Consider the following 15,321-nt stretch of genomic DNA (forward strand, 5'->3'; position numbering starts at 1 on the left):
TCCGCTTTCCTTCCCTTGCTTTCCCTAGTTCCAGTACAGCTCGGTATCTTCCGGCTCGACGGTGACGTCCGCGCCGAGGCGGCGGAGATTGCCGGCGAAGTCGGTGTAGCCGCGGTGGACGTGATGCGCGGCCGACACCAGGGTCTCCCCCTCGGCCGCCAGCCCGGCGATCACGAGGGCGGCTCCGGCGCGGATGTCGCTGGCCACCACCGGCGCTCCGGACAGGCGCGGAACACCCCGTACGACCGCGTGGTGGCCGTCGGTCTGGATCTGCGCGCCGAGCCGGGTCAGCTCCTGGGCGAAGGTGAACCGGCCCTCGAACAGGTTCTCGGTGACCATCGCGGCGCCGTCGCTGATCGCGTTCATCGCGATCACGAAGGCCTGCAGATCGGTCGCGAAGCCCGGGTACGGCAGCGTGACGACGTCCACCGGCTTGGGGCGGTCGCGCATCACGACGCGGAAGCCCGGGTTCAGCACGCTGATCTCGGCGCCGGCCTTGTGCAGCTTGTCCAACGGCAGTTCGAGGTGCTCGGCGTGACCGTTCGAGATGGTGATGTCACCCTTGGTGATCGCGGCGGCGAACGCCCAACTGCCGCTGACGATCCGGTCCGGCACCACCACGTGGTCGACCGGCTTCAGCAGGCCGTCGACGCCGGAGATCTCGATCCGCGGCGAACCGGCGCCGTCGATCTGGGCGCCCATCTCGTTCAGCATCGCGGCGATGTCCTGGATCTCCGGCTCGCGCGCCGCGTTCTCGATCACCGTGGTGCCCTTGGCCAGTACCGCGGCCATCATGATCGTCTCGGTCGCGCCGACGCTCGGGAAGTCCAGCCACACCTCGGCGCCGTGCAGACCCTGCGGCGCCTCGGCGATCACGAAACCGTGCTCGATGTGGACCTTCGCGCCCATCGACTCCAGGCCCGCGACATGCATGTTCAGCCCACGCGAGCCGATGTTGTCGCCGCCGGGCAGCGCCACTTCGGCCTGACCACAGCGGCCGAGCAGCGGCCCGAGCACCGAGATCGAGGCCCGCAGCTTGCGGACCAGCTCGTAGTCGCACTGGTGACCGATCTCGGCCGGCACCGCGATCGTCGCCGTACTGGCGTCCGCGTCGACCTTCACCGAGCACCCGAGCGTGTCCAGCAACTGGGCCATGAAGGTGACGTCCAGGATGCTCGGCACCTGCCTGAGCGTCGTCGTCCCCTCGGCCAGCAATGCCGCCGCCATCAGCTTCAGCACGCTGTTCTTCGCGCCTGCCACCTCGACAGCACCCTCGAGCCGTGCCTCACCCGCGATCCGAAACCGTTCCACCTGATGACTGTAGGACATGCCTCGTCATTCTGCGCAGTCGCGAGCAGGTGCCCGCCGGGTGCCGCGCAGCACGCGCAGAATGGCGAGGCATGTCCTAGATCTGTTGACGATCTCGACCCTGCGTAGAGTGCCGTGACATGGCTGTGAACTTGACGCGGATCTATACCCGGACCGGCGACGCCGGCGAAACCCGCCTGGGTGACATGAGCAAGACCACCAAGACCGATCCGCGGCTGGCGGCGTACGGCGAAGTCGACGAGGCGAACTCCTCGATCGGCGTCGCGATCGCGGCCGGGCACCTGAACAGCTCACTGGTGCTGCTGCTCACCCGGATCCAGAACGACCTGTTCGACGTGGGCGCGGACCTGTGCAACCCGATCACCCCGGACCCGGAGTACCCGCCGCTGCGGATCACCCAGGAGTACATCGACCGGCTGGAAGGCTGGTGCGACGAGTACAACAACCGGCTCACCAAACTCCGCTCGTTCATCCTTCCCGGCGGCTCGGTCGGCGCCGCCTACCTGAACGTGGCTCGCACCGTGACCAGGCGGGCCGAACGCGCCGGCTGGGTCGCCGTCGACGCCCACGGCCCGACCGTGAACCTGCTCGCCATCACCTACCTCAACCGCCTCTCCGACCTGCTCTTCATCCTCGGCCGGGTAGCCAACCTCTCCTCCGGCGGCGACGTCCTCTGGGTCCCCGGCGGCGACCAGCAGTCATGACCGCGCACTGCGGGCGCGGTACTGCGTAGGGGTGGAACCGGCCAGACTGCGGAACCGGCGCGCGAAGTAGGTCGGGTCGGACCAGCCGACGGCCGCTCCTACCCGGGCGACGGGGAGAGTTGTCCGAACCAGGAGCGTGGCTGCTTGCTCCGCGCGGAGCCGGGCCAGGAAACCGAGTGGGCTCAGGCCCGTGTGCCGCCGGAAAAGCCTGCTGAGGTAGGCCGGATCGAGGTTGACGGCAGCTGCGAGGTCATCGAGCCTCCATGGCTCGGCGAGGGCCGCTTCCAATCGTGCGATCGTCGCGGCGACGGCCGGGTGCACGACTTGCGCGGGCGTTGCCGGCCGGTCGAGGAGGCCGTCGGCGAGGATCCCGAGCACAGTCACCAACCGCCCAAGCAACCGCCCGCGACCGGCCTGGCCGCTGCCCGCCGGCCCACTGCCCGCTCGCTTGTCGCTCTCGCGGGCCAGGGCGCGTTCCAGCGCGGCGAGTTCTTCGATTGCCTCATCCGCGGCCGCTGGAGCGACTTGGACGACCGCCAGCCCGTGCGGTCCGCGGGCAACCGGCGCTGTCCACAAGAGATCCCGCAGCGCAGGGATTTGCTGGAGTGCCGACAGTTCGGTACTGAGTCCCTGTGCCGAGATGCAGCAGTTGGCCACTACGAGCTCCGAGCAGTCCTCGAACGCGTGCCACGCGCCCGGCCGCAGTACGACGACCTCGCCGTGCCGCACCCGTCGTACGCCCTGACTTGACCGATGCCGGCCGGCGCCCGACCCGACCACGGCGATCTCGACGAAGTCGTGGGTGTGCGGCGCCACGTCCGTGTCCAGTCGGTGAACCCCACCCCAGACCGGCCCACCGAGGAACAGCTCCGCCTCGTGCAATGTCGTCGGCATGTCCGAATCGTACGACTTCCGGCCGGTATCGACCTGTCCTCGACAGCCTGGAACCGCGAAGGTTGAAGGCATGGAAAACCTAGTCAACGCCTACCGCAAAGACGGATTCGTCCGAGTCCCCGCAGTCCTCACGCCGACCGAGGTCAAGCGCTACCGCGACCGCGCCGGCGGCTACCTGGAGGAGCACCGCGCCGACCGCCTCCAGCAAGACGCCATCTTCAGCCAACTCGTCAACGTCTGGCAGAAAGACCCCGTACTACGGGAGCTCACGCTCCACCCCGGTATCGCCGCGATCGCCGAACAACTGGCCGGATTCCCGATCCGGCTCTGGCACGACCAGATGCTCGTCAAGGAGCCGAACAGCAACGCGGCCACCCACTTCCACCAGGACCGCCCCTACTGGCCCCACGCAGGCGATCGACTCCCCTTGTCAGCCTGGATCGCCCTGGTCGACGTACCGCCGGAGCGCGGTTGCATGACCTTCCTCCCCGGCTCACAGGACCGCACAGACCTCAAACCCCAGAACCTTGCCGACGAGGAAGACCTCTTCACCCGGGCGCCTGAACTCCGCTACTCGCCCCGGGTCACAGTCCCTCTCCGCGCGGGCGACTGCACCTTCCACTCCGGCTACACGGGTCACATGGCCCTCCCCAACACCACAGACACCTCCCGCTTCGCCCACATCAACATCTACATGGACGCAGCCACCACCTACGCCGGCACCCCGCACGTCGTCACAGACCCGCTGAACCTGACCGCGGGAGACCCGCTCGACACGGATGCCTTCCCGCGCACTTGGGGCTCGGACAGTAAGTGGGGCCCTCGGACATGAAATGACGTGTCCACACCCCCTGGAAAGTGTCCGAGGTCCCCAGAGACGGACCGTCGCTAGGAGATCCGCCAGGTCAGGGGCATTGTGAGGGTGCCGGCGGGTGGGAGGCCAAGTGCTGTGTAGACGGCGGTGGTCAGGCCGTCTGTCGAGAAGGTGGCTGCGGTGAGGCCGTCGGTACTGAAGGGCGACTTGCTGCTGGCCGCCAGGTCTTCGGTGGTGGTGGGTGGGCGCAGGCGGTCCAGGAGGTTGCGATGCGGTGCCGCGACGACGGAGATGTGGTCCCGGTCGAGGCCCGCTCGGCTGCAGGCGAGGCGGAGGGCGTGTTCGAAGCCGCCTAGTTCGTCCACGAGCTTATGGGCGTGAGCGTCGGCACCGGTCCAGACCCGGCCGCGGGCGAGCGCCTCCAGCTCGGCCTCGGGCAGGCCACGGTCGTGGGCGGCCTTGGCGACGAAGTCGGCGTAGATGCGGTCCAGGGTCTCCTCCAGGCTCTCCCACTGCTCCGGGGAGAACTCCTCCTGGGCAGAGTTCATCCTGGCGTTCTTGCCCTGCGACACGGCTTGCTGGGAGATGCCGATGCGGCCTAGCGCATCCCGGACTACCCCCTTGCCGGAGAGGACGCCGATAGAGCCGGTGATGGTCCCTGGTTGAGCTACGACGACATCGGCAGGCATGGCGACGAAGTACCCGCCCGAAGCTGCCACTGTGCCCATCGACGCGATCACTGGGCGCCCGGTCGCACGCAACCGCAGTACTTCGTGGCGGATGGCGTCAGACGCGACGTACGAGCCGCCGGGGCTGTCGACCCGTAGTACGACGGCTTTGACGTTGTCGTCGTCGGCTACAGCCCGCAGAGCCGCGCCGATGGTGTCCGACCCCGAGCCGGGACCACCTAGCGGTCCACCGCCCGAGTTGCGGCCGACACTGATGCCACCGCTGATCCGGATGACCGCTACGACAGGCTTCTGCGGCCACGGCAGGTTCTTGCGCACCTCCTGCAAGGTCCGCGGCCCACGGCGTATGTACCGCTCGGCCAGCAAGGGCGTGGTCTCCCCCAGGCTCTTCCGGAGCGCGTCATACACGTCCGACCGGTATCCGAGGCTGTCCACCAACCCGGCCGCATGACCGGCGTCGGCGGACAGCGGCGCATTGTCGACGAGTTCGCGGACGTGCGCCGGCTCCAGCCCACGCCGTACGGCGATGCCCTCGACGATCTGCTCGTACGACGACTCCGCCAGCCGCGACGCCATCTCGCGGGCCGGGCCGGTCATCTCCTTCTCGGTGAACGTGTCGACGGCGGTCTTGTATTCACGTCGCTTGCCGAACTGCGGAATCACCCCGGCCTTGTCCAGCGCACCCCGGATGAAAGTCGCCTGCACAGAGACGCCGGTGATCCCGAGATCGCCCGACGGCTGCACCCAGATCTCGTCGAACGCGGTCGCCAGGTAGTACGGCACGGTCCCGCCACCGACCTCGCCGAACGACTCGCTCCACGCGACAGCCCGCTTGCCCGAGGCGCGGAAGTCCGCCACCGCCTCCCGCAGATCCTGCACCTGCGCCAGCGACAACCCGGGCCCACCGAGATGCGCGACCAGGCCGACGACCGTGTCGTCGCGCGAACCCTTCCGCAGCGCCGACACCAGCTCCCGCAACGTCGGCAGATGCCGGGCCCTGAACGCGGCCAGCGGCGAAGCGGGCGGCGTCTCCAGCACACCCCGAGTCAGATCCAGCTCAAGCAGAACACCCGTCATAGCTCGACTCTAGGCAGCCCGGTCAACAGATCAGCTGAACAGGCCCCTGATGTCGTCGGCATCCAGGCCGGTACCGAACGCGTTGCCCTCGTCCATCACACTGGCGAACAGGGCTGCCTTGCGTTCCTTCAGCTCCATCACCTTCTGCTCGATGGTGTCCTTGGCGATCAACCGGTAGACCATCACCGTGCGGCTCTGCCCGATCCGGTGGATCCGGTCCACAGCCTGCGCCTCCGTCGCCGGGTTCCACCAAGGATCGAGCAAGAAGCAGTAATCGGCCTCGGTCAGGTTCAGGCCGACTCCGCCGGCCTTGAGACTGATCAGGAACAGCGGCGCCCCGCCGTCCTTGAATCTCTTCAGCACAGCGGGCCGATTGCGGGTGCTTCCGTCGAGATAGCAGTACTCCACGCCGTCCGCGTCCAGACGCTGACGGACCAGGTCGAGGAAACCGGTGAACTGGCTGAAGATCAGAGCCCGGTGTCCGCTGCCGATGATGTCGGGGATCTGCTCCAGGAGGGCTTCGATCTTCGCGCTGGGCAGCGCGCTGTGCGTCTCGTCGACCAACCCCGCGTGCAGGCTCAGCTGCCGCAGAATGGTGAGCGAGCGGAAGATGGTGAACCGGTTCTTGTCGAGGTCCCCGACCAGGCCGAGGACCTTCTGACGTTCACGCTGCAGGTGCGTCTGGTAGAGCTTGCGGTGCCGCGGATGAAGCTCCACCTCGATCACCTGCTCCTGCTTGGCAGGGAGATCGGCCGCTACCTGCTCCTTCGTTCTGCGCTTGACCAGCGGTTTGATCCGGCGGCGCAGCTGAGCCAGCCGCTCGGAGTCACCCTGCTTCTCGATCGGGCGGGCGTAGTACTGGTCGAAACGGGTCGGGCTGGGGAACAGCCCGGGTGAGGTGATCGACAGCAGCGACCACAGCTCCATCAGGTTGTTCTCCATCGGCGTGCCGGTGATGGCCAGCTTGAACGGCGCGGGCAGACGTCGGCAGCACTGGTAGACCTTCGACTGATGGTTCTTGGTGAACTGTGCTTCATCGAGGATCAACCCGGCCCAGGACCGGTCGGCGTACGCATCGATATCCAGACGGAGCAACGTGTACGACGTCACCACGACGTCGGCATCCCCGATCACCTCGTCGAGAGTCTGGCCGCGACGACGCAAGGTGTCCGCGATGGACACCACCTTCATCCCCGGGGCGAACCGCGCCGCCTCGGACGGCCAGTTCGACACGACACTGGTGGGAGCGACGATCAGGAATGGAGCGAGGTCCGCACCCGTCTCCTTGGTGTGGGCGATCAAGGCCAGCGTCTGCAGGGTCTTACCGAGCCCCATGTCGTCGGCCAGGATGCCACCCAGCCCGAACTTCCAGAGGAACGCCAGCCAACGGAATCCCTCGAGCTGGTAGGGCCGCAACGAGGCGTCGATCATGGCGGGCAACTCTGTTTGATCAGTCGAACCCACGGACCGTAGCGCGGTCAGCTGTTGCTTCCAGGCCTTGGCCTGGCGCCCCACCACGCCCAGCGCTTCCAGCTCGTCCCACAGGCCGACCTGGAAGCGGCTGATCTTCAGGTCGCCGCTGGGTGAATCCTGAAGGGCACGTGCTTCCTCGATCAGGGTCCGCAACGCTTGCAGTTCCGGCTTCTCCAGGCTGAAGTAGGCGCCGCTGGCCAACAGGACATACGACTCGCCGGCGGTCAGCGCCCGGAACAGGTCGACGAACGGAACCTTCTGTCCTTCCACTGTGATGGTGATACCGAGGTCGAACCAGTCCGTCTCGCCGGCCGGGGCCGAGGTCGAGACCCCGATGGAGAGCGAATCACCTGCCTCGCGATAGTCGACCGGCGTGCCGCTCACCACGACGTCCACCTCCGGCAGCGCGGTCAATTGCGGAAGCAACTCGGTGCTGAACCGCACAGTCTCAAGTCCCCGCAGTGTTGGCCCGGTCAGCAGCTCCTGGCGCAGGTCGAGACCTGCGAGGATCTCGCGTTCCTGGTCCAGGTCGCGATAGCTGTCGTCCCCTGAGGGAACCAGAGCCAGCGGAACCTGTAGTTGCAAGTCGTCGACCTGGTAGACCCAGCTCCAGCTGAGATCAAGGACATGGTCGGCGCCATAGTCGGCCCGCAGGCTCAACTCCGGACCGGAGATCGTCGGCGGAGTGAACGAACCGTCCGAGGAGATGACGGCGGCGACCTGGCGAAGCTTCGGATAGTACTCCGCGCGGAAGCGAGCTCCGTCGGTCGGCGGGATCCGCAATTCCTGCCCGGCCAGGGTCAGCTGCTGGAGTTCTGCCGGCACGGATCGGGTGAATCGCGCCAGCCGGAACCGCAGTTCGTCGGGGTCGGCGGAGGCACTGAGATCCGGTCGATCGACCCATACCAGCCCATGCCCCTCGGCACCGATGAACTCGACCGGCACCACGTCCGGCTGCGGATCCTGCTGCTCGCGGTCTACCCGGATGACTGGCCGCACGAGTAGGGAGCTCGTCGCCTCGTCTTGGGTGACGTCCAAACAGAACTCGGCAACGTCGTACGGATCGAGATCCCCCGGTCGCTTCTTGCTGCGCACCAATCGGACACCGGCGGCCAACGCCTCGTCCAGGAGGGGCCACAGCTGCCGGCTGTCGAAGGCCGACAGCTCGATGGTCTTCTCATCGCCGCTGTAGTAGTACGACCGCGATCTGCGCGAGTTGTAGGAGGCGTACAACTCCTGGAGCGCCTGCGAATGCGACTTGACCAGCTCGCCGTAGTGATTGTCCAGCGCGACCCAGCTCAAGGTGCCTCGGACCCAGCCCTTCTTGCCTTGCTTCACCACTCGGGCGACCAGCACAGGCCGGCTCGACGCTGCCCGGTGCCTGCTCGAATACTGGCTGGGCTCAACCAGGGACAACTCGATCGCGAGCGGCGCGGCCTTCGACTTGTTCCCCACGGCGGGTGTCGCCTGGCCGAGCAGCGAGCCCAGCGACGTTTCCCAGCCGGGCGCTCGCACAACCGGGTGGGCTGCCGCCGTGATGGTTGAGGTAGGCGGTCCCGAGGGGGTCAGGATCGCTTTCAATGCCAGCGCGGCGACGTGCTTGCAGTCGAGCCCGACCGGGCAAGTGCACTCACCCTCGAAGTACTCCACCCGGCCCTCGGTGGAGAACGAGAGGTAAAGCACCACTTCGTAAATGTCCTCCAGTTGCCCCCGGACCTCGCCGCGCAGCGCGCCCGCCGTGGAGTCCCACCAGATCGAGCGGACAGCCCCGCTCTGGGTGTACATCAGCCCCCTGGCATAGGAGGCAGCCCCGACGGCGTTCTTCACCACCGCAGGATCAAGTCCGGTCACGCGCACCGATTGCACCCGATCACGTTATCCAGGATCTCCGACAAAACCGGGAACCGGGGTTCAGAGGTAGGTCTGGGTGTTGGGGGGTGCGGATTCCATCCAGGCGAGGACGCCGGTAAGCGCTTCTTCGGTCATCGCGAAGTGGACGGTGCGGTCGCGGAGCTCGGCGTCGACTATTACGTGGCCGGCGTAGGTGACCAAGGGCTCGTTGCCCATCGGGCGGCGGGTGGTGACGCCCTGCAACTGACCGCGGTTCACCGTGAGCTTCGGCCACCAGGCCAGGCTGAAGACGCGGAACCACTGGAGATCGTCACCGATGTACCGGGCCAGGCCGAGCGCCCAGCCGCGGCCGTGGTCCTTCTCGGCCAACTGCAGGCTGCAATCGAACGTTCCGCCGTCCTTGGTGAGCCAACGACGGCGGAACGCGAAAAAAATGATCAGCAGTACGGCGGCAGCAAGACAGACCCCGACCACATCGAGGACTGTCCTCATAAGCTGCCGACCTCATTCCTGATGCCGACGACCTGGCGGCACCTACCCCGAACCGTACTGACTAAGACTGCCAAGCAAAAATGCACTCTTTTGAATTATGGCAGGTGGGTTCAGGACGCCTTCTCGGCGGCCCTCACCCTGGCCTCGGCGACCCGGACCTGCTCCTGCTCGTCCTCGGAGTCGGTCCCGGTCGCCTGAGCCTGCTCCAGAGCGCGCTTGGCCTCTTCCAGGTCGATGTCGTGACCCATCTCGGCGTTCTCGGCCAGGATCGAGACCCGGTCGTTCGCCACCGAGATGAAGCCGTCCGGCGCGGCCGCGACGAAGTACTCGTCGTCGACGGTCCGCACCTGGACGGTGCCACCCTGCAACAGCCCCAGCAGCGGCGCGTGACCCGGCAGGATACCGACGTCACCGTCGGTGGTGCGGGCGATCACGATCTTCGCCTGCCCCTGCCAGACCGTCCGCTCCGCCGCGACGAGGGCTACCTCGAGGTGCTTCGCGGAATCGTCGGCCATGTCAGTTTTCCTTCTGCAGCTCGGCCCACTTGCGCTCGACGTCCTCGAGGCTGCCGGTGTTGAAGAACGCCTGCTCGGCGATGTGGTCGCACTCGCCCTCGGTGATCTTCTTGAAGGACTCGATGGTGTCCTTCAGCGGCACGGTGGAACCCGGGATGTTGGTGAACTTCTCCGCCATGTAGGTGTTCTGCGACAGGAACTGCTCGATCCGGCGCGCCCGGGCGACGACGATCTTGTCCTCTTCGGACAGCTCGTCGACACCGAGGATGGCGATGATGTCCTGCAGTTCCTTGTTCTTCTGAAGGATCTGCTTCACCCGGACAGCCACGTCGTAGTGCTCCTGGCCGATGTACTGCGGGTCGAGGATCCGCGACGTGGAGCTCAGCGGGTCGACGGCCGGGTACAGACCACGCGACGCGATGTCACGCGACAGTTCGGTGGTCGCGTCCAGGTGGGCGAAGGTGGTCGCCGGTGCCGGGTCGGTGTAGTCGTCGGCCGGCACGTAGATCGCCTGCATCGAGGTGATCGAGTGACCGCGGGTCGACGTGATCCGCTCCTGCAGTACGCCCATCTCGTCGGCCAGGTTCGGCTGGTAACCCACCGCGGACGGCATCCGGCCGAGCAGCGTGGAGACCTCGGAACCGGCCTGGGTGAACCGGAAGATGTTGTCGATGAACAGCAGCACGTCCTGGCCGGCGACGTCGCGGAAGTACTCCGCCATCGTCAGTGCCGACAGGGCGACCCGCAGCCGGGTGCCCGGCGGCTCGTCCATCTGACCGAAGACCAGCGCGGTGTCCTTGAAGACGCCGGCCTCTTCCATCTCGTTGATCAGGTCGTTGCCCTCACGGGTGCGCTCACCCACACCGGCGAACACCGAGGTGCCACCGAAGTTGTGCGCGATCCGGTAGATCATCTCCTGGATCATGACGGTCTTGCCGACGCCCGCACCGCCGAACAGGCCGATCTTGCCGCCCTGCACGTACGGCGTGAGCAGGTCCAGCACCTTGATGCCGGTCTCCAGCATCTCGGTCTTGGACTCGAGCTGGTCGAAGGCCGGCGCCTTACGGTGGATCGGCCAGCGCTCGGTGATCTCGAACTCGGACTCGTCCTGGCTCAGGCACTTACCCGTCACGGACCAGACCCGGCCCTTGGTGACGTCGCCGACCGGGACGGAGATCGCCGCACCGGTGTCGCGCACCTCGGTACCGCGGACCAGGCCGTCGGTGGGCTTCATCGAGATCGCCCGGACGATGTTGTCGCCGACGTGCAGCGCGACCTCGAGGGTGATCGTCTGGGTGTTGTCGGCCAAGGTGATGTCCACCTCGAGCGCGTTGTACATGTCGGGCATCGCGTCGGCCGCGAACTCGACATCGACGACCGGGCCGATCACCCGGACAACGCGTCCAGCCGAGCCGGCCGCGTTGTTATCGTTTTTCTCGGTAACCGTGGCAGTCATCTCTCTCACTCGCTCCCGGCGTTGGCATCGGCCAGCGCGCTGGCGCCACCGACGATCTCGCTGATTTCTTGGGTAATTTGCGCTTGACGCGCCTGGTTGAACTGACGTGTCAGCGATTCGATCAGGTCCTGCGCGTTGTCGGTCGCCGACTTCATCGCCCGCTGCCGGCTGGCCAGCTCGGACGCCGCCGCCTGCAACATGCACCAGTGGATCCGGCTGGCGACGTACTTCGGCAGCAGACCGTCCAGTACCTCTTCGGCAGAGGGCTCGAACTCGTACAGCGGCAGTACTTCGTCCTCGGACGGCGCTTCTTCGCCCTCGACGACCTCCAACGGCAGCAGCCGGATGACATCCGCGCGCTGGGTCAGCATCGACACGAACCGGGTGAAGACGATGTGGATCTCGTCCACGCCGCCCTCCTCGGTCGGGGTCAGGAACGCCTCGATCAGGGCGTCGGCGATCTCCCGGGCCCGGGCGAACGACGGCGCGTCGGAATCGCCGCTCCACGACTGCGCGACCTCGCGCTGCCGGAAGGTGTAGTAGGCGATGCCCTTACGGCCGCTCAGGTACGGAACGACCTCCTTGGAGTCCTCGCGAAGCAGCTGGTTCAGCCGCTCGCCCTCGCGGATCACGGAGGAGGAGTACGCCCCGGCCTGGCCACGGTCCGAGGTGATCAGCAGAACGGCGGCCCGCTTGGGGTTCGGCTTCTCGGTGGTCAGCGGGTGGTCGACGTTCGAGAACGTCGCCACCGCCGACACGGCACGGGTGAGCTCACGCGCGTACGGACCGGCCGCCGCGGCGCGTTGCTGCGCCTTGACGATCCGGGACGCCGCGATGAGCTCCATCGCGCGGGTCAGCTTCTTGATCGTCGAGACCGAGGCCCGGCGCTCACGAAGCTGCCGCAGACTGGCTGGCATGGGTGATCAGCCCCGCTTCTGCTTGGTGATCTGCTCCTGCTCGACGTCCTCGGAGTCCATCGCCTTGGTCTCCTCCTTGCCGGCCAGCAGCTCGCCGTCGGAGGTCTGGAAGGTCTGCTTGAACTCGTCCAGCGCCGCCGACACGGCCTGCGCGGAGTCGTCGGTGAACAGGCCCGACTCACGGATCGCGTCGAGCACCTTGCCGTCGCGACGCAGGAAGTCGAGGAACTCGCGCTCGAACCGCAGCACGTCGGACACCGGCACGTCGTCGAACTTGCCGTTGGTCCCCGACCAGATCGAGACGATCTGGTCCTCGACCGCGTACGGCGAGTACTGCGGCTGGCGCAGCAGCTCGACGAGGCGCTGACCACGGTCCAGCTGACGGCGCGACGTCGCGTCCAGGTCGGAGGCGAACATCGCGAACGCCTCCATCGCGCGGAACTGGGCCAGGTCCAGCTTCAGCGAGCCGGACACGTTCTTCATGCCCTTGACCTGGGCGGCCCCACCGACGCGCGACACCGAGACACCGACGTCGATCGCCGGGCGGATGTTGGCGTTGAACAGGTCCGACTGGAGGAAGATCTGGCCGTCGGTGATCGAGATGACGTTGGTCGGGATGAAGGCCGACACGTCGTTGGCCTTGGTCTCGATGATCGGCAGACCGGTCATCGAGCCCGCGCCCAGCTCGTTCGACAGCTTCGCGCAACGCTCGAGCAGCCGGCTGTGCAGGTAGAAGACGTCACCCGGGTAGGCCTCGCGGCCCGGCGGGCGGCGCAGCAGCAGCGACATCGAGCGGTACGCCTCGGCCTGCTTGGTCAGGTCGTCGAAGACGATCAGGACGTGCTTGCCCTGGTACATCCAGTGCTGGCCGATGGCCGAACCGGTGTACGGCGCGACGTACTTGAAGCCGGCCGCGTCGGACGCCGGGGAGGCGACGATGGTGGTGTACGCCATCGCGCCGGCCCTCTTCGAGCGCGCCGCGCACGGAGGCGATCGTCGAGCCCTTCTGGCCGATCGCGACGTAGATGCAGCGGACCTGCTTCTTCGGGTCGCCGGAGTCCCAGTTGGCCTTCTGGTTGATGATCGTGTCGATCGCGATCGCCGTCTTGCCGGTCTTGCGGTCGCCGATGATCAGCTGACGCTGACCGCGGCCGACCGGGATCATGCCGTCGATCGCCTTGATGCCGGTCTGCAGCGGCTCGCGGACCTCCTGGCGGTCCATCACGCCTGCCGCCTGCAGCTCCAGCGCGCGGGTGCCTTCGAGGTCCTTGATCTCGCCCAGACCGTCGATCGGCTTGCCCAGCGGGTCGACGACCCGGCCCAGGTAGCCCTCGCCGACCGGTACGGACAGAACCTGCCCGGTCCGGCGGACCTGCTGGCCTTCCTCGATACCGCTGAACTCACCGAGGATGGCGACACCGATGTCGCGGACGTCGAGGTTCAGGGCGATGCCCTGGCTGCCGTCCTCGAAGACCAGCAGCTCGTTCGTCATCACCGAGGGCAGACCCTCGACGTGCGCGATACCGTCACCGGCGTCGACAACGGTGCCGACCTCTTCGCGGTTCGCCGTCGTCGGTTCGTAGCTGGTGACGAACTGATCCAGGGCGTCCCGGATTTCCTCCGGCCTGATCGTGAGCTCAGCCATTATCTTCCGTCCCTGCTTCCTTGACCTTGCCGGCCAGTGGGTTGGCTCTAGAGGTTTGCTGACCGCTAGCGCCGCAAAATGTCGTTAGGGGTCAGCCCGCGATGCGCCGTTGCGCCTCTTCGAGCCGTGCCGCGATGGTTCCGTCGATCACTTCGTCGCCGATGTCCACCCGGACGCCGCCGACCACTGCCGGGTCGACGATCACGTTCAGCTGGATCTGCCGACCGTACTGCCGGCCGAGTGCCTCGGCGAGCCTCGAGCGCTCGCCCTCGGTCAGATCCGTGGCCACCCGCACCGTCGCGATGCTTGCGTCGCGCCGAGCGGCGGCCGCGACCTGGTAGGACCGCATCGCAGTGGCGAAGTGCAGGCCCCGGCCGTCCACAGCGCGCTCGGCCAGCCGCACGGTGACGGGATCGGCCTTGCCCTGCAGCAATCCGCGCAGCAGTTCCTGGCGAGCCGCGACCGGGATGGTGCGATCGCTCAACTTGTCGGCGAGAGCCCGCTCGGCCACGACCACCCGGTCGAGACGGAACAGCTCGTCCTCCAGCTCGTCGAGCTTGCGCTGCCCGTCGGCGTACGCGACCTCGGCCTCGACGCTCAACTGGTCGAGCGCGTCGGCCAGGTCCCGGGCGCTGACCCAGCGCCCGTCGACCGCGGCGGTCAGGATCTCCAGCGCCTGGGCGGAGATCTTGCCGCCGAACAACTGCCCGGCGAGTCCGGTCCGGGCCGCGCCGGGCCGCGCCGGATCGGTCATGGCCCGCCGCAGCGAACCGTTGCCGTCGAGCACCTTGGCGACCGAGAACAGCTCGCCACCAAGGCTTTCGGAGACGGTGACACCCGCCAGGGCCTGCTGGGCCCGGGCGAGTGACTCCCTCGATGCGCCGCGCATCAGCCGTCCGTTCCGACAGCCTGCCGGGCCGACTCCGACGACTCCAGCTCGGCCAGGAAGCGCTCGACCGTACGACGCTGGCGCGCCTCGTCCTCGAGCGACTCACCGACGATCCGGCCCGCCAGCGAGGTGGCCAGCGTGCCCACCTCACCGCGCAGCGAGGCCACGGCCTGGGTCCGCTCCGCGTCGATCTGGGTGCGGGCGTGGGTCACGATGCGGTCAGCTTCGGCGTTCGCCTGCTCACGCAGCTCCGCGATGATGAGCGCACCCTGCTCGCGGGCGTCCTCGCGGATCTTCGCAGCTTCCTGGCGGGCTTCGGCCAACTGCGCGTTGTACTTGTCGAGGGCCGCCTTCGCCTCGGCCTGGGCCTGCTTGGCCTCGTTCATCCCGCCTTCGATCGCCGCGGTCCGATCGGCATAAGCCTTTTCGAACTTCGGTACGACGACCTTGGCGAAGGCGATGGCCAGCAGGATCAGGAAGACGAAACCGAAGATGATCTCGGCGTTGTGCGGCAGCAGCGGGTTCGGCTCTTCGGCCGCGGCCTCGCTGAGTGGTAGCACGATCGTCAACATGTCT

Annotated in this window: 12 protein-coding genes and 1 pseudogene; 2 read left to right on the forward strand and 11 right to left on the reverse strand. The window is 67.1% G+C overall.

The features are described 5' to 3' along the window. Window positions 1-24 precede the first annotated feature (24 nt). On the reverse strand, window positions 25-1,311 hold the full coding sequence (gene murA / locus F1D05_RS07545; protein ID WP_185446616.1) for a UDP-N-acetylglucosamine 1-carboxyvinyltransferase: 1,287 nt from the start codon (window positions 1,309-1,311) through the stop codon (window positions 25-27). Window positions 1,312-1,448: 137 nt separating this feature from the next. On the opposite strand from murA, the gene F1D05_RS07550 reads away from it, so the two are divergent. Next, window positions 1,449-2,033 carry a cob(I)yrinic acid a,c-diamide adenosyltransferase gene (locus tag F1D05_RS07550; protein ID WP_185446617.1) on the forward strand — a complete coding sequence of 195 codons (585 nt, stop codon included), beginning with the start codon at window positions 1,449-1,451 and terminating at the stop codon, window positions 2,031-2,033. Here the strand turns inward: F1D05_RS07550 and F1D05_RS07555 are convergent. After that, window positions 2,028-2,927 carry an AraC family transcriptional regulator gene (locus F1D05_RS07555; RefSeq protein WP_185446618.1) on the reverse strand — a complete coding sequence of 300 codons (900 nt, stop codon included), beginning with the start codon at window positions 2,925-2,927 and terminating at the stop codon, window positions 2,028-2,030. The genes F1D05_RS07550 and F1D05_RS07555 overlap by 6 nt on opposite strands. Window positions 2,928-2,997: 70 nt before the next feature. Here F1D05_RS07555 and F1D05_RS07560 point away from each other — a divergent pair, with 70 nt between their 5' ends. Beyond that, window positions 2,998-3,759 carry a phytanoyl-CoA dioxygenase family protein gene (locus tag F1D05_RS07560; protein WP_185446619.1) on the forward strand — a complete coding sequence of 254 codons (762 nt, stop codon included), beginning with the start codon at window positions 2,998-3,000 and terminating at the stop codon, window positions 3,757-3,759. 56 nt (window positions 3,760-3,815) lie between these two features. Here F1D05_RS07560 and sppA read toward each other — a convergent pair whose 3' ends face one another. The 9 genes and pseudogenes from sppA to F1D05_RS07605 all read right to left on the reverse strand — a co-directional run bounded on the left by sppA (window position 3,816) and on the right by F1D05_RS07605 (window position 15,317). Beyond that, window positions 3,816-5,507: a signal peptide peptidase SppA gene (sppA, locus tag F1D05_RS07565; RefSeq protein ID WP_185446620.1), complete on the reverse strand. Its 1,692-nt coding sequence runs from the start codon at window positions 5,505-5,507 to the stop codon at window positions 3,816-3,818. A gap of 30 nt (window positions 5,508-5,537) precedes the next feature. Then, window positions 5,538-8,846 carry an SNF2-related protein gene (locus tag F1D05_RS07570; RefSeq protein ID WP_206686108.1) on the reverse strand — a complete coding sequence of 1,103 codons (3,309 nt, stop codon included), beginning with the start codon at window positions 8,844-8,846 and terminating at the stop codon, window positions 5,538-5,540. A gap of 45 nt (window positions 8,847-8,891) precedes the next feature. Further along, on the reverse strand, window positions 8,892-9,323 hold the full coding sequence (locus F1D05_RS07575) for a DUF2550 domain-containing protein (RefSeq protein WP_185446621.1): 432 nt from the start codon (window positions 9,321-9,323) through the stop codon (window positions 8,892-8,894). Window positions 9,324-9,433: 110 nt separating this feature from the next. Beyond that, on the reverse strand, window positions 9,434-9,838 hold the full coding sequence (locus F1D05_RS07580) for a F0F1 ATP synthase subunit epsilon (RefSeq protein WP_185446622.1): 405 nt from the start codon (window positions 9,836-9,838) through the stop codon (window positions 9,434-9,436). Between the two features lies 1 nt (window position 9,839). Further along, window positions 9,840-11,294: a F0F1 ATP synthase subunit beta gene (atpD, locus tag F1D05_RS07585; RefSeq protein WP_185446623.1), complete on the reverse strand. Its 1,455-nt coding sequence runs from the start codon at window positions 11,292-11,294 to the stop codon at window positions 9,840-9,842. Window positions 11,295-11,299: 5 nt separating this feature from the next. Next, on the reverse strand, window positions 11,300-12,211 hold the full coding sequence (locus F1D05_RS07590; RefSeq protein WP_185446624.1) for a F0F1 ATP synthase subunit gamma: 912 nt from the start codon (window positions 12,209-12,211) through the stop codon (window positions 11,300-11,302). A gap of 6 nt (window positions 12,212-12,217) precedes the next feature. Continuing rightward, window positions 12,218-13,856 (reverse strand): annotated as a pseudogene (atpA, locus tag F1D05_RS07595) (F0F1 ATP synthase subunit alpha). 91 nt (window positions 13,857-13,947) lie between these two features. Further along, the gene (locus tag F1D05_RS07600) at window positions 13,948-14,745 is read right to left on the reverse strand and encodes a F0F1 ATP synthase subunit delta (RefSeq protein WP_185446625.1); all 798 of its coding nucleotides are present in this window, start codon (window positions 14,743-14,745) and stop codon (window positions 13,948-13,950) included. Continuing rightward, window positions 14,745-15,317 (reverse strand): F0F1 ATP synthase subunit B, encoded by a 573-nt coding sequence (locus F1D05_RS07605; protein WP_185446626.1) that lies wholly within the window; start codon window positions 15,315-15,317, stop codon window positions 14,745-14,747. The genes F1D05_RS07600 and F1D05_RS07605 overlap by 1 nt, the downstream gene beginning before the upstream one ends. Window positions 15,318-15,321 lie beyond the last annotated feature (4 nt).

Origin of the sequence: Kribbella qitaiheensis (genome assembly GCF_014217565.1) — a bacterium.
In the GTDB taxonomy this organism is placed as follows: domain Bacteria; phylum Actinomycetota; class Actinomycetes; order Propionibacteriales; family Kribbellaceae; genus Kribbella; species Kribbella qitaiheensis_A.

Bases quoted from the DNA above. Each gene is read 5' to 3' on its own strand.
- F1D05_RS07550 (WP_185446617.1), top strand. From the start codon at position 1,449: ATGGCTGTGAACTTGACGCGGATCTATACCCGGACCGGCGACGCCGGC.
- F1D05_RS07605 (WP_185446626.1), bottom strand. From the start codon at position 15,317: ATGTTGACGATCGTGCTACCACTCAGCGAGGCCGCGGCCGAAGAGCCG.
- F1D05_RS07600 (WP_185446625.1), bottom strand. From the start codon at position 14,745: ATGCGCGGCGCATCGAGGGAGTCACTCGCCCGGGCCCAGCAGGCCCTG.
- atpD (WP_185446623.1), bottom strand. From the start codon at position 11,294: ATGACTGCCACGGTTACCGAGAAAAACGATAACAACGCGGCCGGCTCG.
- sppA (WP_185446620.1), bottom strand. From the start codon at position 5,507: ATGACGGGTGTTCTGCTTGAGCTGGATCTGACTCGGGGTGTGCTGGAG.
- F1D05_RS07575 (WP_185446621.1), bottom strand. From the start codon at position 9,323: ATGAGGACAGTCCTCGATGTGGTCGGGGTCTGTCTTGCTGCCGCCGTA.
- F1D05_RS07590 (WP_185446624.1), bottom strand. From the start codon at position 12,211: ATGCCAGCCAGTCTGCGGCAGCTTCGTGAGCGCCGGGCCTCGGTCTCG.
- F1D05_RS07555 (WP_185446618.1), bottom strand. From the start codon at position 2,927: ATGCCGACGACATTGCACGAGGCGGAGCTGTTCCTCGGTGGGCCGGTC.
- F1D05_RS07580 (WP_185446622.1), bottom strand. From the start codon at position 9,838: ATGGCCGACGATTCCGCGAAGCACCTCGAGGTAGCCCTCGTCGCGGCG.
- F1D05_RS07560 (WP_185446619.1), top strand. From the start codon at position 2,998: ATGGAAAACCTAGTCAACGCCTACCGCAAAGACGGATTCGTCCGAGTC.